The organism is Streptomyces sp. NPDC052023, from assembly GCF_044548465.1.
In the GTDB taxonomy this organism is placed as follows: Bacteria; Actinomycetota; Actinomycetes; order Streptomycetales; family Streptomycetaceae; genus Streptomyces.
In genome coordinates, this window is the sequence record NZ_JBIUBW010000010.1 from 75,982 (window position 1) to 93,293 (window position 17,312).

A 17,312-nucleotide genomic window follows, 5' to 3' on the forward strand; every position below is an offset into this window, starting at 1 on the left:
CGGCCCACGAGCCGGACGAACCCCGGCGTGGATCCCTGCCGGGGAGGCGCTACGCTCGCGCGCCATGAGTGGACGCGGTGATTCCGAGGCGCCTTCCGAGATAGCCGAGGCCGGGGAGCCGGTCGAGGGCGCAGGGGAGCGGGTCGAGGCCGGGGAGCCGGTCGAGGGCGCCGGTGATACGGCGCTGGAGGCGCGGCGGGCCCGGTGGACCGCGGCCGGGACCGGCGGGCTGCTGGCGTTCGCCGGGCTGGCGGCGTCCGTGCTGCGGGCGGCGTCCGCAGCACCGGCGCTCGTACCGGCCGCCTACGCCCTCGGGGCGGCCGTCTGTGGGGGTGCCGCGGTGCTGGGATCGCGGGGACGTACCCGGCGGGCGGTGTGGCTGCTGGTGTGCGGGGTGATGGTGATGGCGCTCGGAGACCAGTTCGACTGAGCGGAGACCGGGTTCACCCGATCGTCCTGTGAGCCGCCTCCCACTCTTGTGAATAAACGCACGAAATGACCAAACGATCATTTCTCCCTGCAAGAGTGGCTATGCATTGCTCATGCGTTCTTTGCGGGCCGTTCAGTGCATGGACGACTGTTCCCGGTCAAAGATCCACAAATCATATCCCTGGGAGCACGTTCGTGGCAGCCCTAGCCCGCTGGTGTGTTCGGAACCGTCTGGCCACGGTTCTCCTGTGGCTCCTCGCCTTCGGCGGGGTGACCGCGGCCGCCGCCGTGAGCGGAACGGCGTACTCGAACGACTACCAGGTCCCCGGCACCGAGTCGGGGAAGGCAGGGCAGCTGCTGAAGGAAGGCTTCCCGGACCTGGGCGGCGCCGCCGGAACGGTCGTCTGGCACACCGAGTCCGGGTCGGTCCGCGCGGCCGACGTCGAGCAGACGATGACCCGCACCCTTCAGACGATCGCCCAACTGCCGGGAGTGGCCACCGTGGTGAGTCCGTACGACGGACAGGGCGCGGGCCAGATCAGCGAGGACGGCCGTACCGCCTACGCCTCCGTCGCCTTCCGGGAGCAGCCCGAGAACATCCGGGAGTCCGAGGTCAGGGCGGTCGTGGACGCCGCCGGCGACGCCGAGGCGGACGGGCTCCAGGTGGAGCTCGGCGGCACCGCCGTCGGCATCACCGACGCCTCCGGCAGCCATGTCGCGGAGGTCGTCGGTGTGGCCGTCGCCGCGGTCGTGCTGTTCGTCGCCTTCGGCTCGCTAGCCGCCTCCCTGCTGCCCATCGCCACCGCCCTGATCGGCGTCGGCACCGCGTACGCGGGCATCGGCCTGCTCGGTCATGTCATGACCGTCGCCGACTTCGCGCCGGTGCTGGGCGTGCTGATCGGGCTGGGCGTCGGTATCGACTACGCGCTGTTCATCGTCACCCGGCACCGGCGCGGCCTGAAACGCGGCCTGAACGTCGCCGAGGCGGCCACGACGGCGGTGGCCACCACGGGCCGCGCGGTGGTGTTCGCGGGTGCGACCGTTTGCATCGCGCTGCTGGGGATGCTGATACTCCAGCTCGGCTTCCTCAACGGGGTGGCCGTCGCGGCCTCGCTGACCGTGCTGCTCACCGTCGCCGCCTCCGTGACGGTGCTGCCGGCGCTGCTGTCGTTCATCGGGATGCGCGCGCTCAGCCGCCGCGAACGCCTCAGGCTGGAGGAGAACGGCCCCGAGCCCGAGCTGCCCACCGGGTTCGCCGCCCGCTGGTCCGCCTTCGTCGAACGGCACCCCAAGAAGCTCGGTGCCGTCGCGCTCGCCGTCGTCACCCTGCTGGCACTCCCCACCCTCGGGCTCCGCCTGGGCACCTCCGACCAAGGCAACAACCCAGGGTCGACGACGACCCGGCAGGCCTACGACCTCCTCTCCGACGGCTTCGGACCCGGCGTCAACGGCCCCCTCACGCTCGTCACCGAGATCCACGGCGCCGAGGACCGGCTCGCCGCCGACAGCCTCGCCGGCGCCCTGCGCGGCATCGAGGGCGTCGAGGCCGTGACGCCGGTGATGTTCGACTCCGGCGGCCGCATCGCGTACCTCACCGTCGTACCCGAGTCCTCCCCGCAGTCGGCGAGTACCAGCGAGCTCGTCGACCGGCTGCGCACCGATGCCCTGCCGCGCGCCGAGGCGGGCACCTCGCTCGACGTGCACGTCGGCGGCGTCACGGCGGGCTACGACGACTTCGCCGACGTCATCGTCGGCAAGCTGCCGCTGTTCGTCGGTGTCGTCATCGGCCTCGGCTGCGTGCTGCTCCTGCTCGCCTTCCGGTCCGTCGTCATCCCGCTGAAGGCCGCCGCGATGAACGTGGCCGCCGTCGCCGCCTCGTTCGGGGTGGTCGTCGCGATCTTCCAGTGGGGCTGGGGCAGCGAACTGCTCGGCCTGGGCCGCGCGGGCCCGATCGAGCCCTTCCTTCCCGTGATCATGGTCTCGGTGCTGTTCGGGCTCTCCATGGACTACCAGGTCTTCCTGGTCAGCCGGATGTACGAGGAGTGGCTGGAGACCGGTGACAACCGGCGGGCCGTCCGGATCGGCCTCGCCGAGACCGGCCGGGTGATCAACTCGGCCGCGGTGATCATGATCTCGGTCTTCCTCGCCTTCGTCCTCAGCGGCGACCGCGTGATCGCCATGTTCGGCATCGCGCTCGCCGCCGCCGTCGCCCTGGACGCCTTCGTGCTCCGTACGCTGCTGGTGCCCGCCCTCATGCACCTGCTCGGCGACGCCAACTGGTGGCTGCCGCGCCGGCTCGACAGGTATCTGCCCCGGATCAGCATCGAGCCGCCCGAGCGCCGGGCCGAACAGGAAAACCTCGCGGACGTCGAGGCCGAACGTGAGAAGCTCTCGGGCGTCGTGGACGTACTCGAGAAGGAGCGGCGTTCGGATGTACGCGATATCCCTGGGTGACGACGGTGCACTGCTGCGCCCCCTGGAGCCCTGGCACGCCGAGGAGTTCCTCGCCCACCTCGACCGCGGGCGGGACTTCATCACCCAGCACATCCCGTTCGGCTCCAGGACCACCGACCTGGACTCCGCGCGGGATCTCCTCCAGTCGTACGCCGACAAGCGCGCCGCCGACAGCGGCTCCCTGCACGGCCTGTGGCTGGACGGCAAGCTCGTCGGCGGTGTCCTCTTCCGCCTCTTCGACACCGCCACCGGGGTCTGCGAGATCGGCTGCTGGCTGGAGCCGGCGGCCACCGGACGGGGCCTGGTCACGCGCGCGTCCCGCGTCCTGATCGACTGGGCGTTCGCCGAGCGCGGCATGCACCGGGTGGAGTGGCACGCGGCGTCCGGCAACACGGCCAGCATCGACGTGGCACGGCGGCTGGGCATGACCCGGGAGGGCGTGCTGCGCGAGTGCTACCCCTGGCGGGGCGTCCGGCAGGACTACGAGATCTGGGCGGTGCTGGCACCGGAGTGGACCGGGGCGCGCGCGTCTGGCGCACACAGCGATCATTAAGGAACCTCTCAGACAGCGTCCGTACGGTGCGGGGCATGGGAACCAAGACTGTGGACGAGACCCCCGCCGAGACCCCCGCCGAGATCCCCGCAGGGACCGGCGCCGGGACCGGGGCGAAGACCGACGAGGAGCGGGTGGACACGGCGGACGCCACCGCCTCGGAGGGCGGCACCGCCGCGACCGAGGACGGTGACGAGCAGCCCGAAGCGCCGCAGGCCGGCCGGAGCGGCCCCACCGGCGTCGGGCAGGGTGCCGCAGCCGTCGTCTCCGCGGCCCTCGGCGTCGTCTCGCTCACCGGCAGCTGGGTCGGCACCGTGGCCTCCGCGCGCGAGTCGCTGATCGGCCAGATGCAGACCTCGCAGTCCTCCAGCGTCGCCACGATGGTCAAGGAGGGCTACGGCGACGCCTGGGCCGCCAACGCCCTGTGGGCCGGCGTGTTCGCGCTGGCCGCGCTGATCGCCGGCGTCGTCGTCCTGGCCCGCCCCGCGTTCGGCGCTCCCGGCAGGCCGCAGGAGCCGTGGATCAAGTCGGTCGCCTGGGGTGGTGTCTCGCTCGGCGTCATCGGCCTGCTTCTGGCCGTACTCAAGTACACCGACGTCCTGCTCGGGCTGCCCGCCGCGAGCTGAATCCCCCAGGTCCCGAGGGGTCCTTGGGCGTGTGTAAGGCACTTACGCACCCCCCGGGGCCCCTCACGCGTTTCTAAGGCCCCGCCCACCGCGGAAGATGCGGAACTCTCCCGATGTGGCGGACCCCCCTGGGAGACGAGAGTGGAGGCATCGCGGCAGGCGATGACAACCACCGGATCCTCCGGTGGCAACCACCGGTTCTTCAGGGGAGAGAAGATGTTCGAGTTCGAGATGCACCAGGCACGTTCCGCCGAACTGATCCGCCGGGCCGAGCGGGAACGCCAGGCCCGCGAGGCGGTACGCCTCGCACACGCCGCCCGCGACGAAGCCGCGGCACGCACCGCGGAGAGCGAGTCGCATACCCACCGCCCCCGCAGGCACCGGTCCCCACGGGTCGCGTGAGCGTGGGGCGGTTCCCGGTGAGGGCGGCGGACGGGGGAGTGCCCGCACGCCTGACGGCCGGGGAGCGGAGAGCGCCGGCACACGGGACGGCGGGGGACCGGGCAGCCGGCCTCCGCCGTCCGGCATGTGCGCCCCGTGAGGCGCTCGGCGCCCGCGAGGAGCGCGCCCGACTGCCGCGCGCCCTGCCGAAAACCGGTGCCGCGTCGCCGGATCCTCGTGCGATGCTCGGGGGCGTGGAGACCAGGTCCGTCAGTCCGGTGTTCGTCGGCCGTGCCGAGGAGTTGGGCACGCTGAACGACGCGCTCGTCCGTGCCGCGGCCGGCGAGCCGCAGGCGCTGCTGCTGGGCGGTGAGGCCGGTGTCGGCAAGACCCGCCTCGTCGAGGAGTTCGCCATCGCGGCCGCCCGCAAGGGAGCCGTCGTCGCCGTCGGCGGCTGCGTCGAGATCGGCGCCGACGGGCTGCCCTTCGCCCCGTTCTCCACCGCGCTGCGGGCCCTGCGCCGTGAACTGCCCGCCGAGCTGGCCGCCGCGGCAGCCGGTCAGGAGGAGGAACTGGCCCGGCTGCTGCCCGAGTTGGGGGACGCCGGCGCCGGGCGTCACGACGAGGAGGGCATGGCCCGCCTCTTCGAGCTCACCGCCCGCCTCCTGGAGTGCCTCGCCGCCGACCGCACGGTCGTCGTCGCCCTGGAGGACCTGCACTGGGCCGACGCCTCGACCCGCCATCTGCTCGCCTACCTGTTCCGCACCCTGCGCACCGGCCGCCTCGTCGTCCTCGCCACCTACCGCTCCGACGACATCCACCGCCGCCACCCGCTGCGCCCCCTGCTCGCCGAACTCGACCGGCTGCGCACGGTCCTGCGCATCGAACTGCCCCGCTTCAACCGCGAGGAAGTGGCCTGCCAGATCGCCGGAATCCACGCCGCGGAACCGGACCCCGCCCAGGTCGACGCGATCTTCCAGCGCTCCGACGGCAACGCCTTCTTCGTCGAGGAACTCACCGCCGCCTGCGAGGGTTCCTGCACGGGCCTCACGGACTCCCTGCGCGATCTGCTCCTCGTCCGCGCCGAGGCGCTGCCCGAGCGCGCCCAGCGGGTCGCCCGGATCGTCGCGGAGGGCGGCTCCACCGTCGAGTACCGGCTGCTCGCCGCCGTCGCCGGGCTCAGCGAGGACGACCTGATCGAGGCGCTGCGCGCCGCCGTGAACGCCAACATCCTGCTCGCCGCCCCCACCGGCGACGGCTACCGCTTCCGGCACTCCCTGGTCCGCGAGGCCGTCGCCGACGACCTGCTGCCGGGCGAGCGCTCCCGCCTCAACCGCCGCTACGCCGAGGCCCTGGAGGCGGACCCGGGCCTTGTCCCCGCCGACCAGCGTGTGGCCCGCCTGGCCAGTTACTGGTACCACGCGAACGACGCCGCCAAGGCCCTGCCCGCCGTGCTCGCCGCCTCCGTCGCCGCCCGCCGCCGCGACGCCTACTCGGAGCAACTGCGGCTTCTCGAACGTGCGATGGAACTCTGGGACGCCGCCCCAGCGGACGTGCGCGCCGCGTTGCGCCCCGTCGACTACACCGCGTCCTACCCGCCCTGCGGCTGCGACCCCGCGACCACCCCGCTGCGCTTCCTCGACCTGATGGCCGAGGCCGCCGTCGCCGGTCGCTTCTGCGGCGAACGCGAACGCGCCATGAAGATCATCCGGCGCGCGCTCAGCATCCTGGAGGACGAGGACGACCCCCTGCGCGCCGCCTGGTTCTGGAGCCAGCGCTCCCGGCTGGTCCAGGCCCTGGCCCGGGGCGACGGCTGGCAGGAGCTCGCCACCGCGCAGGAACTCCTGCGCGGCCTGCCGCCCTCCGAGGTGCACGCCGAGGTCCTCACCAACGTCGCCAACTGGTCGATGCTGCACCAGCCCGGCCCCGAGGCCCTCGCCGCCGCCGAGCGAGCCGTGCAGTACGCGCGCATGGTCGGCACCCGTGAGATAGAGCTGAACGCCCGCCTCACCCTCGGCAGCCTCACCGTCGACGCGGGCAACGCCGAAGCGGGACTCGCCGAGATGTACGAGGTCAAGGATCGCGCCCTCGACGAGGGCTTCGCCTATGTCGCCGGACGCGCGTACGTGAACCTGCCCGCCCAGCTCGAAGCCATCGGCCGCTCCAGGGAGGCCGCACCGCTGCTGGAGGAAGGTGCGGCCTTCGCCCGGAAGTTCGGCCTTCTCGACACCGAGGCCTGGGTGTGGTCCAACCTGTCCGAGTCCCTGTACAGCCTCGGCCGCTGGCAGGAGGCCGAACAGGCCGCGCTGAACGTCTTCCGGCGCGGACGGAGCGCCAAACCCCAGGGCTCCGGCTGCGTCTGCCTGGCCCATCTCGCCCTCGGCCGCGGCGACGTGGCCGAGGCCAAACGCCAACTGGACGCCGCCCGCGCCGCGTTCGGCTCGCACGACCCCATGCCGCAGCAGTGGCTGCCGGTGGCCGCCATCGCCGTCGGCATCGCCGCCTCGGAAGGCCGCATCCTCGACGCCCGCGCCGAACTCCACGCCGCCCTGGACGCCGGCACCCCGCCGGGCACCCAGCAGTACGGCTGGCGGCTGCTGATGGCCGCCGCCACCGCAGAGGCCGACGCCCGCACCCTGCCCGCCGCCGAGGAGGGCCGTGCCGAGGCGCTCGACCGGATCCTCGCCACCGTGAAGACCCTCACCACCAAGGCACCCATCTGCCTCGCCCACGAACAGTGGGTCCGCGCCGAACTCCATCGGGCCGAGGGCAGCGCCACCGCCGACACCTGGGCTCCGGTCGTCGCCGCCTTCGAGCAGCTGGAGCGCCCCTACGACCTCGCGTGGGCCCGCCACCGTCTCGCCGAGGCCCTGCTCGCCACGGACGCCACGGACCACCGCGACCGCGTCGTCGAGCTGCTGCGCCTCGCCCACGCCGCCGCCGACCACCTCGGCGCCCGCCCGCTCGCCGACGCCGTCACCCTCCTCGCCCAGCGCGCCCGCCTCAGCCTGGCCCCGGTCCCCGAGCCGAGGCAGGCCGCCGACCCCGCCGAGGCGCTGGGCCTCACCACCCGCGAACGCGATGTCCTGCGCCTGGTCTCCGACGGTCGCACCAACCGCCAGATCGCCGAGGAACTCTTCATCTCCCCGAAGACCGCCAGCGTCCATGTCTCCAACATCCTGGCCAAGCTCGGCGTCTCGGGCCGGGGGGAGGCGGCGGCGGTGGCGCACCGGCTGGGCCTGTTCCCGTCCGGGCAGCTCACGACGCGGACGGCGGGCTGAGGCCTACGCTGGACGGCACCCGGCCGAGGAGGTCGCATGTTCAATGTCTTCGAGGAACTGTTCGCCCCCGGCCGCAAACACACCCGGGACGAGCGGAACCGCCTGGAGCTGACCCGGCAGGACGCCGGCGACGGCGACCCGGGCCGCGGCCCGATAGACCTCGCGTCCGGGAAGGTGGTCGTCCGGGCACCGGAACCCGCCGAAGAGGACCCACCGGCACCGGCGGATCCGGCCCAGGGCCCGTCGCACCCGCACCGTGATCCGGACGACGGCACCGGCTCCCCCAGCCCCACTTGACGGGCCCTAGCTCCAATACCACTTACTTAACGACGCGCGCGATCCTTTGACCTGCGGTGATGTCGCCGCTGGCTGCCTCTGGAAGGCCGCAAAGTCACTGGCATTGGCCCTAGCTCACCTCCAGCTCCAGAATCCGGTCGTCCCCGGCCTCCGGGGACCCCCTGCCGTCGGTCTCGCTCGTCGTCAGCCACAGCTTGCCGCCGCCCGCCGCGAGGACCGTACGCAGGCGGCCGTGCTCACCCTCCAGGAAGGCCTGGGGGTCGGCCGAGGCCTTGGTGCCGTCGAGGGGGATGCGCCACAGGCGCTTGCCGCCCAGACCCGCCATCCAGAGGGAGCCTTCGGCGTAGGCGATACCGCTGGGGGAGGCCTCGTCGGTGCTCCACTGGGCTATCGGGTTGCGGTAGCGCGAGTCGTCGGTCCTGCCCTCCACCTCCGGCCAGCCGTAGTTGCCGCCGGGCTCGATCGCGTTCAGCTCGTCCCAGGTGTCCTGGCCGAACTCCGCGGCGAACAGGCGCTGCTCGCCGTCCCAGGCGAGGCCCTGCACATTGCGGTGGCCGTACGAGTACACCGTCGAGTCGGGGAACGGGTTCCCCGGGGCCGGCTCGCCCTCCGGGGTCATGCGCAGGATCTTGCCGCCGAGCGAGTTCCTCTCCTGGGAGAGGCCCTCCTCACCGCTCTCGCCCGTGCCCGCGTACAGCATCTTGTCCGGGCCGAAGGCGATGCGGCCGCCGTTGTGGATGAAGCCTTTGGGGATGCCCCGGAATATCGTGTCGGGGGCGCCCAGCTGCTCCCCGGAGGGCTTCTGCGCGTCGTGGAGCATGCGGACGATGCGGTTGTCCGAAGCCGAGGTGTAGTACGCGTAGATCATGTGGTCCGAGGCGAAGTCCGGGGAGAGGGCGATGCCCAGCAGGCCGCCCTCGCCCTCCGGCGACACCCCGGGCACCTCGCCCACCTCGCTCTTCTTGCCCGTCTCGGTGTCGACGCGCGTGATGGTGCCCTCGTCACGGGAGGAGACGAGCAGGTCGCCGTCGGGCAACGCGGCCAGGCCCCAGGGGCTGGCGAGGCCCTCGGCGACGGTGCGCACCACCTTGACCGTGCCCTTCGCGGGCGGCGTCTGCTCGCCGGGCTGTCCGGAGGGCGACGACTGCGCCGTCGTACGGCCCGGTGCCGCGCTCGCGTCCGGGAGGCCACCCGCCCCGTCGTCGGAGGAGCAGCCGGCCGTGAGCAGGAGGGTGGCCGCGGCCAGCACGGCCGTCACAGCTCGACGTTGCACGATCATGGTCCCTTCGACGCGGCGAGTTCTACCTGTCATACACCGCTCGCGCCTCACAGGTTCCCGGTCACCGGATCCCGAACCGGCGAGGGCCTCGGCGCATCACGAAGCCGCAGCTCAGCCGGTCCTGCCGGGAGCCGTGATCAGCCGCAGGACTCCTGCGCCCTGGCAGCCGTGGTCAGTCCCGGGACCTTTGCGCCCCGGGCAGCCGTGGTCAGTCCCGGGACCTTTGCGCCCTGGCAGCCGTGGTCAGTCCCGGGACCTTTGCGCCCCTGGCAGCCGTGGTCAGCCCCGGGACCTTTGCGCCCCGGGCAGTCCCCGTCAGTCCCAAGACCCCTGCGCCCCGGAAGCCCCGTCCAGTTCCAGGACCTTTGCGCCCCGGCAGCCGCGTCAAGTCCCAGGACCCTTGCGCCCCCGCAGCCCCCCATCAGTCCCAGGACCCTTGCGCCCCCGGCAGCCCCGAGACCTCCGCCAGATCCTCCGCCGTCAGGCGTACCCGTTCCGCCCCGGCGTTCTCCGTCACGCACCGCTCCCGCTTGGTGCCCGGCACCGGCACCACGTGCCGTCCCTGGGCCAGTACCCAGGCCAGGGCAACCTGGGCCGGGGTGACGTGCTCGCCGTGGCGGGCGGCGACGCGGCGCAGGCCTGCCACGATCGGCTGGTTCGACGCCATCATCTCGGCCGTGAAGCGCGGGTGCCGGGCGCGCATGTCGTCCGGCTCGAAGCCCTCGCCCGGCGTGAGCGTGCCGGTCAGGAAGCCGTTGCCGAGCGGCATCGCGGCCAGGAAGCCGATACCGCGCGCCTCGCACCACGGCAGCAGCGTGTCCAGCGCCTCCGGCGACCACACCGACAGCTCCGCCTCGACCGCGCTCACCGGAAAGACCTGCTGAACCCGCTGCAACTGCCGCAGCGTCGTGTCGTGCAGCCGCGTCCCGGACCGGCGGCCGCCCCGCGCACCCACGGCGCACAGCCCCAGCGCCCGTACCTTCCCGGCCCGCACGAGCTCCGCCATCGCCCCCCACGTCTCCTCGACGGGGACCTCGGGGTCCGCCCGGTGAAGCTGGTAGAGGTCGATCACGTCGGTCTGCAGCCGCCGCAGCGAGGCGTCGCAGGCACGCTTCACATAACCGGGACGGCCGTTGGCCACGATGTGCTGCTCGCCCACCAGTAGCCCGACCTTGGTCGACACGAAGGCATCGGCGCGCCGCTCCTTCAGTGCCCGCCCCACCAGCAGCTCGTTGGTGAACGGGCCGTACATGTCGGCCGTGTCCAGCAGCGTCGAGCCCAGGTCGAGTGCCCGGTGCACGGTCCTCAGCGACTCGTCGCCCCGCTGCCGTGACGTGCTGTACGCCCAGCTCATCGGCATGCACCCGAGTCCGACGGCCCCCACCGCGAGCGCCCCCGCGCCGATCGTCCTGCGCTCCACCTGCCCGTAACCCTCCCTCTCCTGGCCCCCAACCTAACCTCCGCCCGGCCACGCACCTCACTTAGCCTCGGGACCATGACTGCTGACGTGTGGCTGCCCATCCCGCCCAAGGACGTCGAGGGACTTCCGGACGAGCTGACGTATCGCTTCTGGGACGGTGGAGAAACGTTCCCCGCGGACCCCGCCGACTGCTCCTTCTACGTCGTCCCCTACATGAAGCCCTCCGGGGTCGGCGTGCGCCCGCTGGCCCGGATGACCTCCGTGCAGGTCGTGCAGACGCTCTCCGCCGGAATCGACCATGTCGAGCCGGGGCTGGGGGACCTGCCCCCGGGGGTGCGCCTGTGCAACGCGCGCGGGGTGCACGAGGCGAGCACCGCGGAGCTGACGCTCACCCTCATCCTCGCGTCGCTGCGCGGTATTCCGGACTTCGTGCGGGCGCAGGACAGGGGCGAGTGGCTCAGCGGTTTCCGGCCGGCGCTCGCCGACAAGAACGTGCTGATCGTCGGATACGGCTCGATCGGCGAGGCCATTGAGGACCGGCTCACGCCCTTTGAACTCGCGCGGGTGGCGCGCGTCGCGCGCTCAGGGCGCACCACGGCGCGCGGTCCCGTGCAACCGCTCACCGAATTGCCCGCACTGCTTCCCGAGGCGGACGTCGTGATCCTGTCCACGCCGCTGACCGAAACCACCCGGGGGCTGGTGGATGCGGAGTTCCTGAAGCGGATGAAGGACGGCGCGCTGCTGGTGAACGTCGCCCGCGGGCCGGTCGTGGACAGCAAGGCGCTGCTCACGGCGCTGGAGAGCGGCCGGATCACCGCGGCGCTCGATGTCACCGATCCGGAGCCGCTGCCGCCCGGACATCCCTTGTGGCAGGCGCCCGGCCTGCTGATCAGCCCGCATGTCGGGGGCCCCACGTCCGCGTTCCTGCCGCGCGCCAAGCGGTTGCTCGTGGACCAGTTGCACCGTTTCGTGAACCGGGAGCCGTTGCGCAACGTGATCCTTACGACGGGAGCGAAGGGCGCGTAGCGCGGTCGGCGTGGGCAGCGTGTGACCTCGTTCGGGCACCCTCCGCAACCGTCCGGACGCGGTCCGTTCGGCGTTCCCGCTGGTGGTCACGGAGCGTAGAGAAGCTATGTCCCTGAGTGACGAGACTGGTGTATCGTCCCGACAGGGGCTGCGCCGCGACCGTTCGGCGCCGGGGATGGACATTTCAGACGCGAGGGGGGCGACGGGCGATGCACGGCCTATGGACGAACGATCCGACGAGGCGGAGCCGCCGACGGCGGCCCTGGCGCACGGCCACGCGACGACGGGGCCTCCACGCCAGTCACGGCGGCCACCACAACCACCGCAGGCACAACAGCCGCAGGAAGCAGGCGCAATGCGCGCCCCGGGACTCTCGGGACCCGGGAGTGGTACGGAGCGGGAGGTCCCGGTGAACTCGCCCTCGCCCACGACCACCTTCGACCACGCGCTGCGGCGGCCGTCCGTGCCGCGGGCCCTGCTGCCCCGGCCGCCGGCGTCCCGCGGCGGGTCGGGCATGTACCAGCAACTCGTCCTGGCCCTGCTGTGCGCGGGCTACGCCGTCGGCTCCGCGGTCGGCTGGGGCTCGGACCATCTCGCCCTCGTCATGGGCGACTTCGGGCTCAGCGCCGCGGCCGCGGCTGCCGCCGTGTCGTGCTTCGTGTACGCGCACAGCAGGCGCGTCCGGTTCCGCTCCGCGTGGCTGCTGTTCGCCCTCTCCTCGGCGATGGCCGCCCTGGGCAACGGGGTGTGGGGATGGTATGAGGTCGTCCTGGGCCGGCCCGTGCCCAGCCCCAGCTACGCGGACCTGTTCTTCCTGTGCTTCGCGCCGCCGGCGATCGTCGGCCTGCTGGTCCTCGCCAAGCGGCCGGTGACGAAGGCGGGCTGGGTCTGCCTCGCCCTGGACGCCTGGCTGATCGGGGGTTCCCTGGTCACGCTGTCGTGGAGCCTCGCGCTCGCCCAGGCGGCCAAGGGCGGCGGCCCCGGCGTGGCGCACACTGCGCTGTCGCTGGCGTACCCGCTGCTCGACATCGCGCTGGTCAGCATGGTCCTCGCCCTGCACTTCCGGCGCTCGGGCGCCAACCGCTCCGCGGTGAACACCGCGATCGGCGCGCTCGCCCTGACGGTGATGTGCGACGCCCTGTTCACCTCTCCGCTGCTGCACAACAGCTACAGCTCCGGCCAGCTGCTCGACGCGGGCTGGTTCGCCGGATCCCTGCTCCTGGCGTACGCCCCCTGGGCCACCGCGCGCCCCGGACAACCCGGCGAGGAACCGCACGCGCGCGTGGTGCACGAGCACGTGCCCGGACAGCGTGGGAGCGCCACCGGCCCGCGCCCACCCGCCGGGCAGGGCGAGCACAGCCGGTACGCGGCCACCCGGCCACTCAGCGGCTCACTGGCCGCCCTCACGCCGTACCTCGCCGCAGCCGTCTGCACGCTGGGGATCCTCTACAACGTGCTCAACGGCCGCAGTGTCGACCGCGTGGTGCTGCTCACCGGCGGCACGGTGGTGCTCGCGCTGGTGGTGCGCCAGGGGATCATGCTGCTCGACAACATCACCCTCACACAGGAACTGGCGCAGAAGGAGAACCACTTCCGCTCCCTGGTGCAGGGCTCCAGCGACGTCATCATGATCGCCGCACCCAACGGCATCCTCCGGTACGTCTCCCCGGCCGCCGCCGGGGTCTACGGACGCCCCGCCGAGGAACTGGTCGGGACCGAGCTGGCCGAGCTCATCCACCCGGAGGACCTGGGCTGCGTGGTGCACGAGGTGCGCCGCTTCCTCGCCGCCAGCCCCCTGGAGGAACCCACTACACGCATCGAGTGCCGTTTCCGTTCCGGCGACGGGGGCGCCTCCCGCCCGGGCGAAGCCGGGAGCGGGGGAGGCTGGCTGAACGTCGAGTCGACGGTCAACCGCCACCACGGCGGCCTGATCTTCAACAGCCGTGACGTGACCGAAAGGGTCCGGCTGCAGGCGCAGTTGCAGCACAACGCCGAGCACGACCCGCTCACGGACCTGCCCAACCGCGCGCTGTTCACCAGGCGGGTCCAGCAGGCCCTGTCCGGCCGCCGCAGCACCGACCGCGGTGCCGCCCTGCGGGGCACGGCGGTGCTCTTCATCGATCTGGACGGGTTCAAGGCGGTCAACGACACCATCGGGCACCAGGCCGGGGACGAGCTGCTCGTCCAGGCCGCGCGCAGACTCCAGGACGCGGTCCGCAAGGGCGACACCGCGTCCCGGCTGGGCGGCGACGAGTTCGCGGCGCTGATCGTCGGTGACGGTGCCCGGGACCGGTCCGCCCGCGAACGGCACATCCTGGAGCTCGCCGACCGCCTCAGGGTGACGCTGTCGCAGCCCTACGCCATCGACGGCAACGATGTCCGTGTCGCCGCGTCCATCGGCGTCGCCTTCGCCGAACCGGGCCTCGGCGCGGGTGAGCTGCTGCGCAACGCCGACCTCGCGATGTACCGCGCGAAGTCGGCGGGCAAGGGCCGCGTCGAGCTGTACAAGCCGCAGATGCAGCAGGACGTCGTACGCAAGGCCGAGCTGGCCACCCGGCTGCGGGCCGCGTTGCACGACGGCGAGTTCAGGCTGCTGCACCAGCCGGTGGTGCGCCTGGAGGACGGCCGGATCACGTCGGTCACGGCGCAGCCGCGGTGGCGGTCGTCGCAAGGGGTGCTGTTCACGCCCGCCGAGTTCCTGCGCGTGGCCGAGGGCAGCGACCGGACGGCCGAGCTGGGCCGCTGGGTGCTGGACGAGGCCGTGGAGCAGGCCGCCGAGCGCGCCACGACCGGCCACGCCGTACCGGTGGCCGTCCGGATGACCGCCCGCCAGCTGCTGGACCGGTCGCTGCCCCTCGGTTCCGTCGAGGCGCTGCTGACCCGGCACGGGCTGCCGTCCGGGGCTCTGGTCGTCGAACTGACCGACATCGATGCCAAGGTCTGCCTGGAGGACCTGGAGCGGCGCCTCGGCGCCCTCAGGCGGCTCGGCGTCCGCATCGCGCTGGACGGCTTCGGCAGTGGCTGCCCGGCCGTCACGGCGCTGCGGCGGCTGCCGCTGGACGTGCTGAAGCTCGACCGGGGGCTGGTCGAGGGCGTGGTCGAGTCCGCGCGGCTGCACAAGATCACTGGCGGGCTGCTGCGGATCGCCGGAGATCTCGGCCTGCAGTCCGTGGCGGACGGCGTGGATCTGCCGGAGCAGGTCGTCGCCCTGCGCGCGATGGGCTGCACGCACGGGCAGGGCATGGCCTTCTCCGGGGCCCTTGACGAGTACCGGCTGCGCCGGGCGCTGTCTTCCGGCCATTACCCGGTGCCGCACGGGTCGGCCGAACCCGCCTTCGCGAGCGGTGCCACGGGCGGGTACCCGGGCGGTGTGACCACCGTCTTCAGAGGAGGCGCGTCCGTGACCACTCCCGTCGGCACACCCCTCGCCACTCCATTGCGCTCACATGATGAGACTCCCGTCCCACCCACTTGACACCGGGTGTGCGCCGGGGGGAGGGTCAGTGCCATGCGCACCCGAATTCTCGTACTTGGACAGCGCGTCGGCTGAGCTGGGATCCACCGGAAGACGATCCGGAACACCCAGCGACCACACCGGCGCGCTCCCCTCGCTTGCCCTACGGCACGAGGGGTTTTTTGTTGCACAGGCACCTGCCGAACCGCAGTCGTACACCGTACAAACCTCGCAAAAACCCTCAGCATCGAGAAGAGAATGCCGATGACCGAGCAGGCCACCGGGGCCCATCACCCGCAGCCGCGGCCCCGATCCGGAGGACAGTCCGCCCCCGAGCACGTCACGGGTGCGCAGTCCCTCATCCGCTCTCTCGAGGAGGTCGGCGCCGACACGGTATTCGGCATTCCCGGCGGCGCGATCCTTCCGGCGTACGACCCGCTCATGGACTCCGGCAAGGTCCGGCACGTGCTGGTGCGGCACGAGCAGGGCGCGGGTCACGCGGCCACCGGTTACGCGCAGGCCACCGGCCGGGTGGGCGTCTGCATGGCGACCTCCGGCCCCGGCGCGACCAACCTGGTCACACCGATCGCCGACGCCCACATGGACTCCGTGCCGCTGGTCGCGATCACCGGCCAGGTCGCCTCCAAGGCGATCGGCACGGACGCCTTCCAGGAGGCGGACATCGTCGGCATCACCATGCCGATCACCAAGCACAACTTCCTGGTCACCAAGGCCGAGGACATCCCCCAGGTGATCGCGCAGGCGTTCCACATCGCCTCCACCGGCCGCCCGGGTCCGGTCCTGGTCGACATCGCCAAGGACGCCCTTCAGGCGAAGACCACCTTCTCCTGGCCGCCCACCATGGACCTGCCCGGCTACCGTCCGGTGACCAAGCCGCACGCCAAGCAGATCCGCGAGGCCGCCAAGCTGATCACCTCGGCCAAGCGGCCGGTGCTGTACGTCGGCGGCGGTGTCATCAAGGCCAAGGCCACCGCCGAGCTGAAGGTCCTCGCCGAGCTCACCGGCGCGCCCGTCACCACCACCCTGATGGCGCTCGGCGCGTTCCCCGACAGCCACCCGCTGCACGTGGGCATGCCCGGCATGCACGGTGCGGTCTCCGCCGTCACCGCCCTGCAGAAGGCCGACCTGATCGTCGCGCTCGGTGCCCGCTTCGACGACCGGGTGACCGGCAAGCTGGACAGCTTCGCCCCGTTCGCCAAGATCGTGCACGCCGACATCGACCCGGCCGAGATCGGCAAGAACCGGGAAGCCGACGTGCCGATCGTCGGTGACGCGCGCGAGGTCATCGCCGACCTGATCCAGGCCGTGCAGAAGGAGCACAGCGAGGGCAACCGGGGCGATTACACGGCCTGGTGGAAGGACCTCAGCCGCTGGCGCGACACCTACCCCCTCGGCTACGACCAGCCCGAGGACGGCTCGCTCTCGCCGCAGCAGGTCATCGAGCGGATCGGCCGACTCGCCCCCGAGGGCACGATCTTCGCGGCCGGCGTCGGCCAGCACCAGATGTGGGCCGCGCACTTCATCCAGTACGAGAAGCCCGCCACCTGGCTGAACTCCGGCGGCGCCGGGACGATGGGGTACGCCGTCCCGGCCGCCATGGGTGCCAAGGCCGGCGCCCCCGGCCAGGCCGTCTGGGCGATCGACGGCGACGGCTGCTTCCAGATGACCAATCAGGAACTCACCACCTGCGCCCTGAACAACATCCCGATCAAGGTCGCCGTCATCAACAACGGCGCCCTCGGGATGGTCCGCCAGTGGCAGACCCTCTTCTACAACCAGCGGTACTCCAACACCGTGCTGCACTCCGGCCCCGACGACGTCAACCCGCAGGCGCGGGGCACCCGCGTCCCCGACTTCGTGAAGCTGTCGGAGGCGATGGGCTGCTACGCCATCCGCTGCGAGGACCCCGCGGACCTCGACAAGGTCATCGAGGAGGCGAACTCGATCAACGACCGCCCGGTCGTCGTCGACTTCATCGTCCACGAGGACGCGATGGTGTGGCCGATGGTCGCCGCCGGCACCTCCAACGACGAGATCATGGCCGCCCGGGACGTCCGCCCCGACTTCGGCGACAGCGAAGACGACTGAAGA

Annotated in this window: 12 protein-coding genes; 10 read left to right on the top strand and 2 right to left on the bottom strand. The window is 72.2% G+C overall.

The annotated features are described in order from the left end of the window. The first annotated feature begins 64 nt into the window (after positions 1–64). From ACIHCM_RS21045 to ACIHCM_RS21075, 7 genes are all read left to right on the top strand, one after another. Positions 65–430, top strand: coding sequence for a hypothetical protein (locus tag ACIHCM_RS21045; RefSeq protein WP_399897989.1), 366 nt, complete (start codon positions 65–67; stop codon positions 428–430). Between the two features lie 194 nt (positions 431–624). Further along, complete coding sequence (locus ACIHCM_RS21050; protein ID WP_399897991.1) at positions 625–2,883, top strand: MMPL family transporter; 2,259 nt, start codon at positions 625–627, stop codon at positions 2,881–2,883. Then, positions 2,861–3,436: a GNAT family N-acetyltransferase gene (locus ACIHCM_RS21055; protein WP_399897993.1), complete on the top strand. Its 576-nt coding sequence runs from the start codon at positions 2,861–2,863 to the stop codon at positions 3,434–3,436. The genes ACIHCM_RS21050 and ACIHCM_RS21055 overlap by 23 nt, the downstream gene beginning before the upstream one ends. 35 nt (positions 3,437–3,471) lie before the next feature. Beyond that, entirely contained in the window at positions 3,472–4,062 is a 591-nt protein-coding gene (locus ACIHCM_RS21060) for a hypothetical protein (RefSeq protein WP_399897995.1), read from the top strand. Positions 4,063–4,224: 162 nt separating this feature from the next. Continuing rightward, the gene (locus ACIHCM_RS21065; protein WP_399897997.1) at positions 4,225–4,464 is read left to right on the top strand and encodes a hypothetical protein; all 240 of its coding nucleotides are present in this window, start codon (positions 4,225–4,227) and stop codon (positions 4,462–4,464) included. Positions 4,465–4,685: 221 nt separating this feature from the next. Continuing rightward, positions 4,686–7,724, top strand: coding sequence for an AAA family ATPase (locus ACIHCM_RS21070; RefSeq protein ID WP_399897999.1), 3,039 nt, complete (start codon positions 4,686–4,688; stop codon positions 7,722–7,724). A gap of 36 nt (positions 7,725–7,760) precedes the next feature. After that, positions 7,761–8,021 carry a DUF6191 domain-containing protein gene (locus ACIHCM_RS21075; protein ID WP_399898001.1) on the top strand — a complete coding sequence of 87 codons (261 nt, stop codon included), beginning with the start codon at positions 7,761–7,763 and terminating at the stop codon, positions 8,019–8,021. A 109-nt stretch (positions 8,022–8,130) separates the two neighbouring features. On the opposite strand, the gene ACIHCM_RS21080 is transcribed toward ACIHCM_RS21075, so the two are convergent. Then, the gene (locus ACIHCM_RS21080; protein ID WP_399898003.1) at positions 8,131–9,300 is read right to left on the bottom strand and encodes a PQQ-dependent sugar dehydrogenase; all 1,170 of its coding nucleotides are present in this window, start codon (positions 9,298–9,300) and stop codon (positions 8,131–8,133) included. 421 nt (positions 9,301–9,721) lie between these two features. After that, complete coding sequence (locus tag ACIHCM_RS21085) at positions 9,722–10,720, bottom strand: aldo/keto reductase (RefSeq protein ID WP_399898005.1); 999 nt, start codon at positions 10,718–10,720, stop codon at positions 9,722–9,724. A gap of 75 nt (positions 10,721–10,795) precedes the next feature. Between ACIHCM_RS21085 and ACIHCM_RS21090 the strand changes: the two genes are divergently transcribed. From ACIHCM_RS21090 to ACIHCM_RS21100, 3 genes are all read left to right on the top strand, one after another. Next, positions 10,796–11,746, top strand: a complete 951-nt coding sequence (locus tag ACIHCM_RS21090) for a 2-hydroxyacid dehydrogenase (protein ID WP_399898007.1) — start codon at positions 10,796–10,798, stop codon at positions 11,744–11,746. Between the two features lie 409 nt (positions 11,747–12,155). After that, positions 12,156–15,221, top strand: coding sequence for an EAL domain-containing protein (locus ACIHCM_RS21095; RefSeq protein ID WP_399898009.1), 3,066 nt, complete (start codon positions 12,156–12,158; stop codon positions 15,219–15,221). A 237-nt stretch (positions 15,222–15,458) separates the two neighbouring features. Continuing rightward, positions 15,459–17,309 carry an acetolactate synthase large subunit gene (locus ACIHCM_RS21100; protein WP_399898011.1) on the top strand — a complete coding sequence of 617 codons (1,851 nt, stop codon included), beginning with the start codon at positions 15,459–15,461 and terminating at the stop codon, positions 17,307–17,309. Positions 17,310–17,312 lie beyond the last annotated feature (3 nt).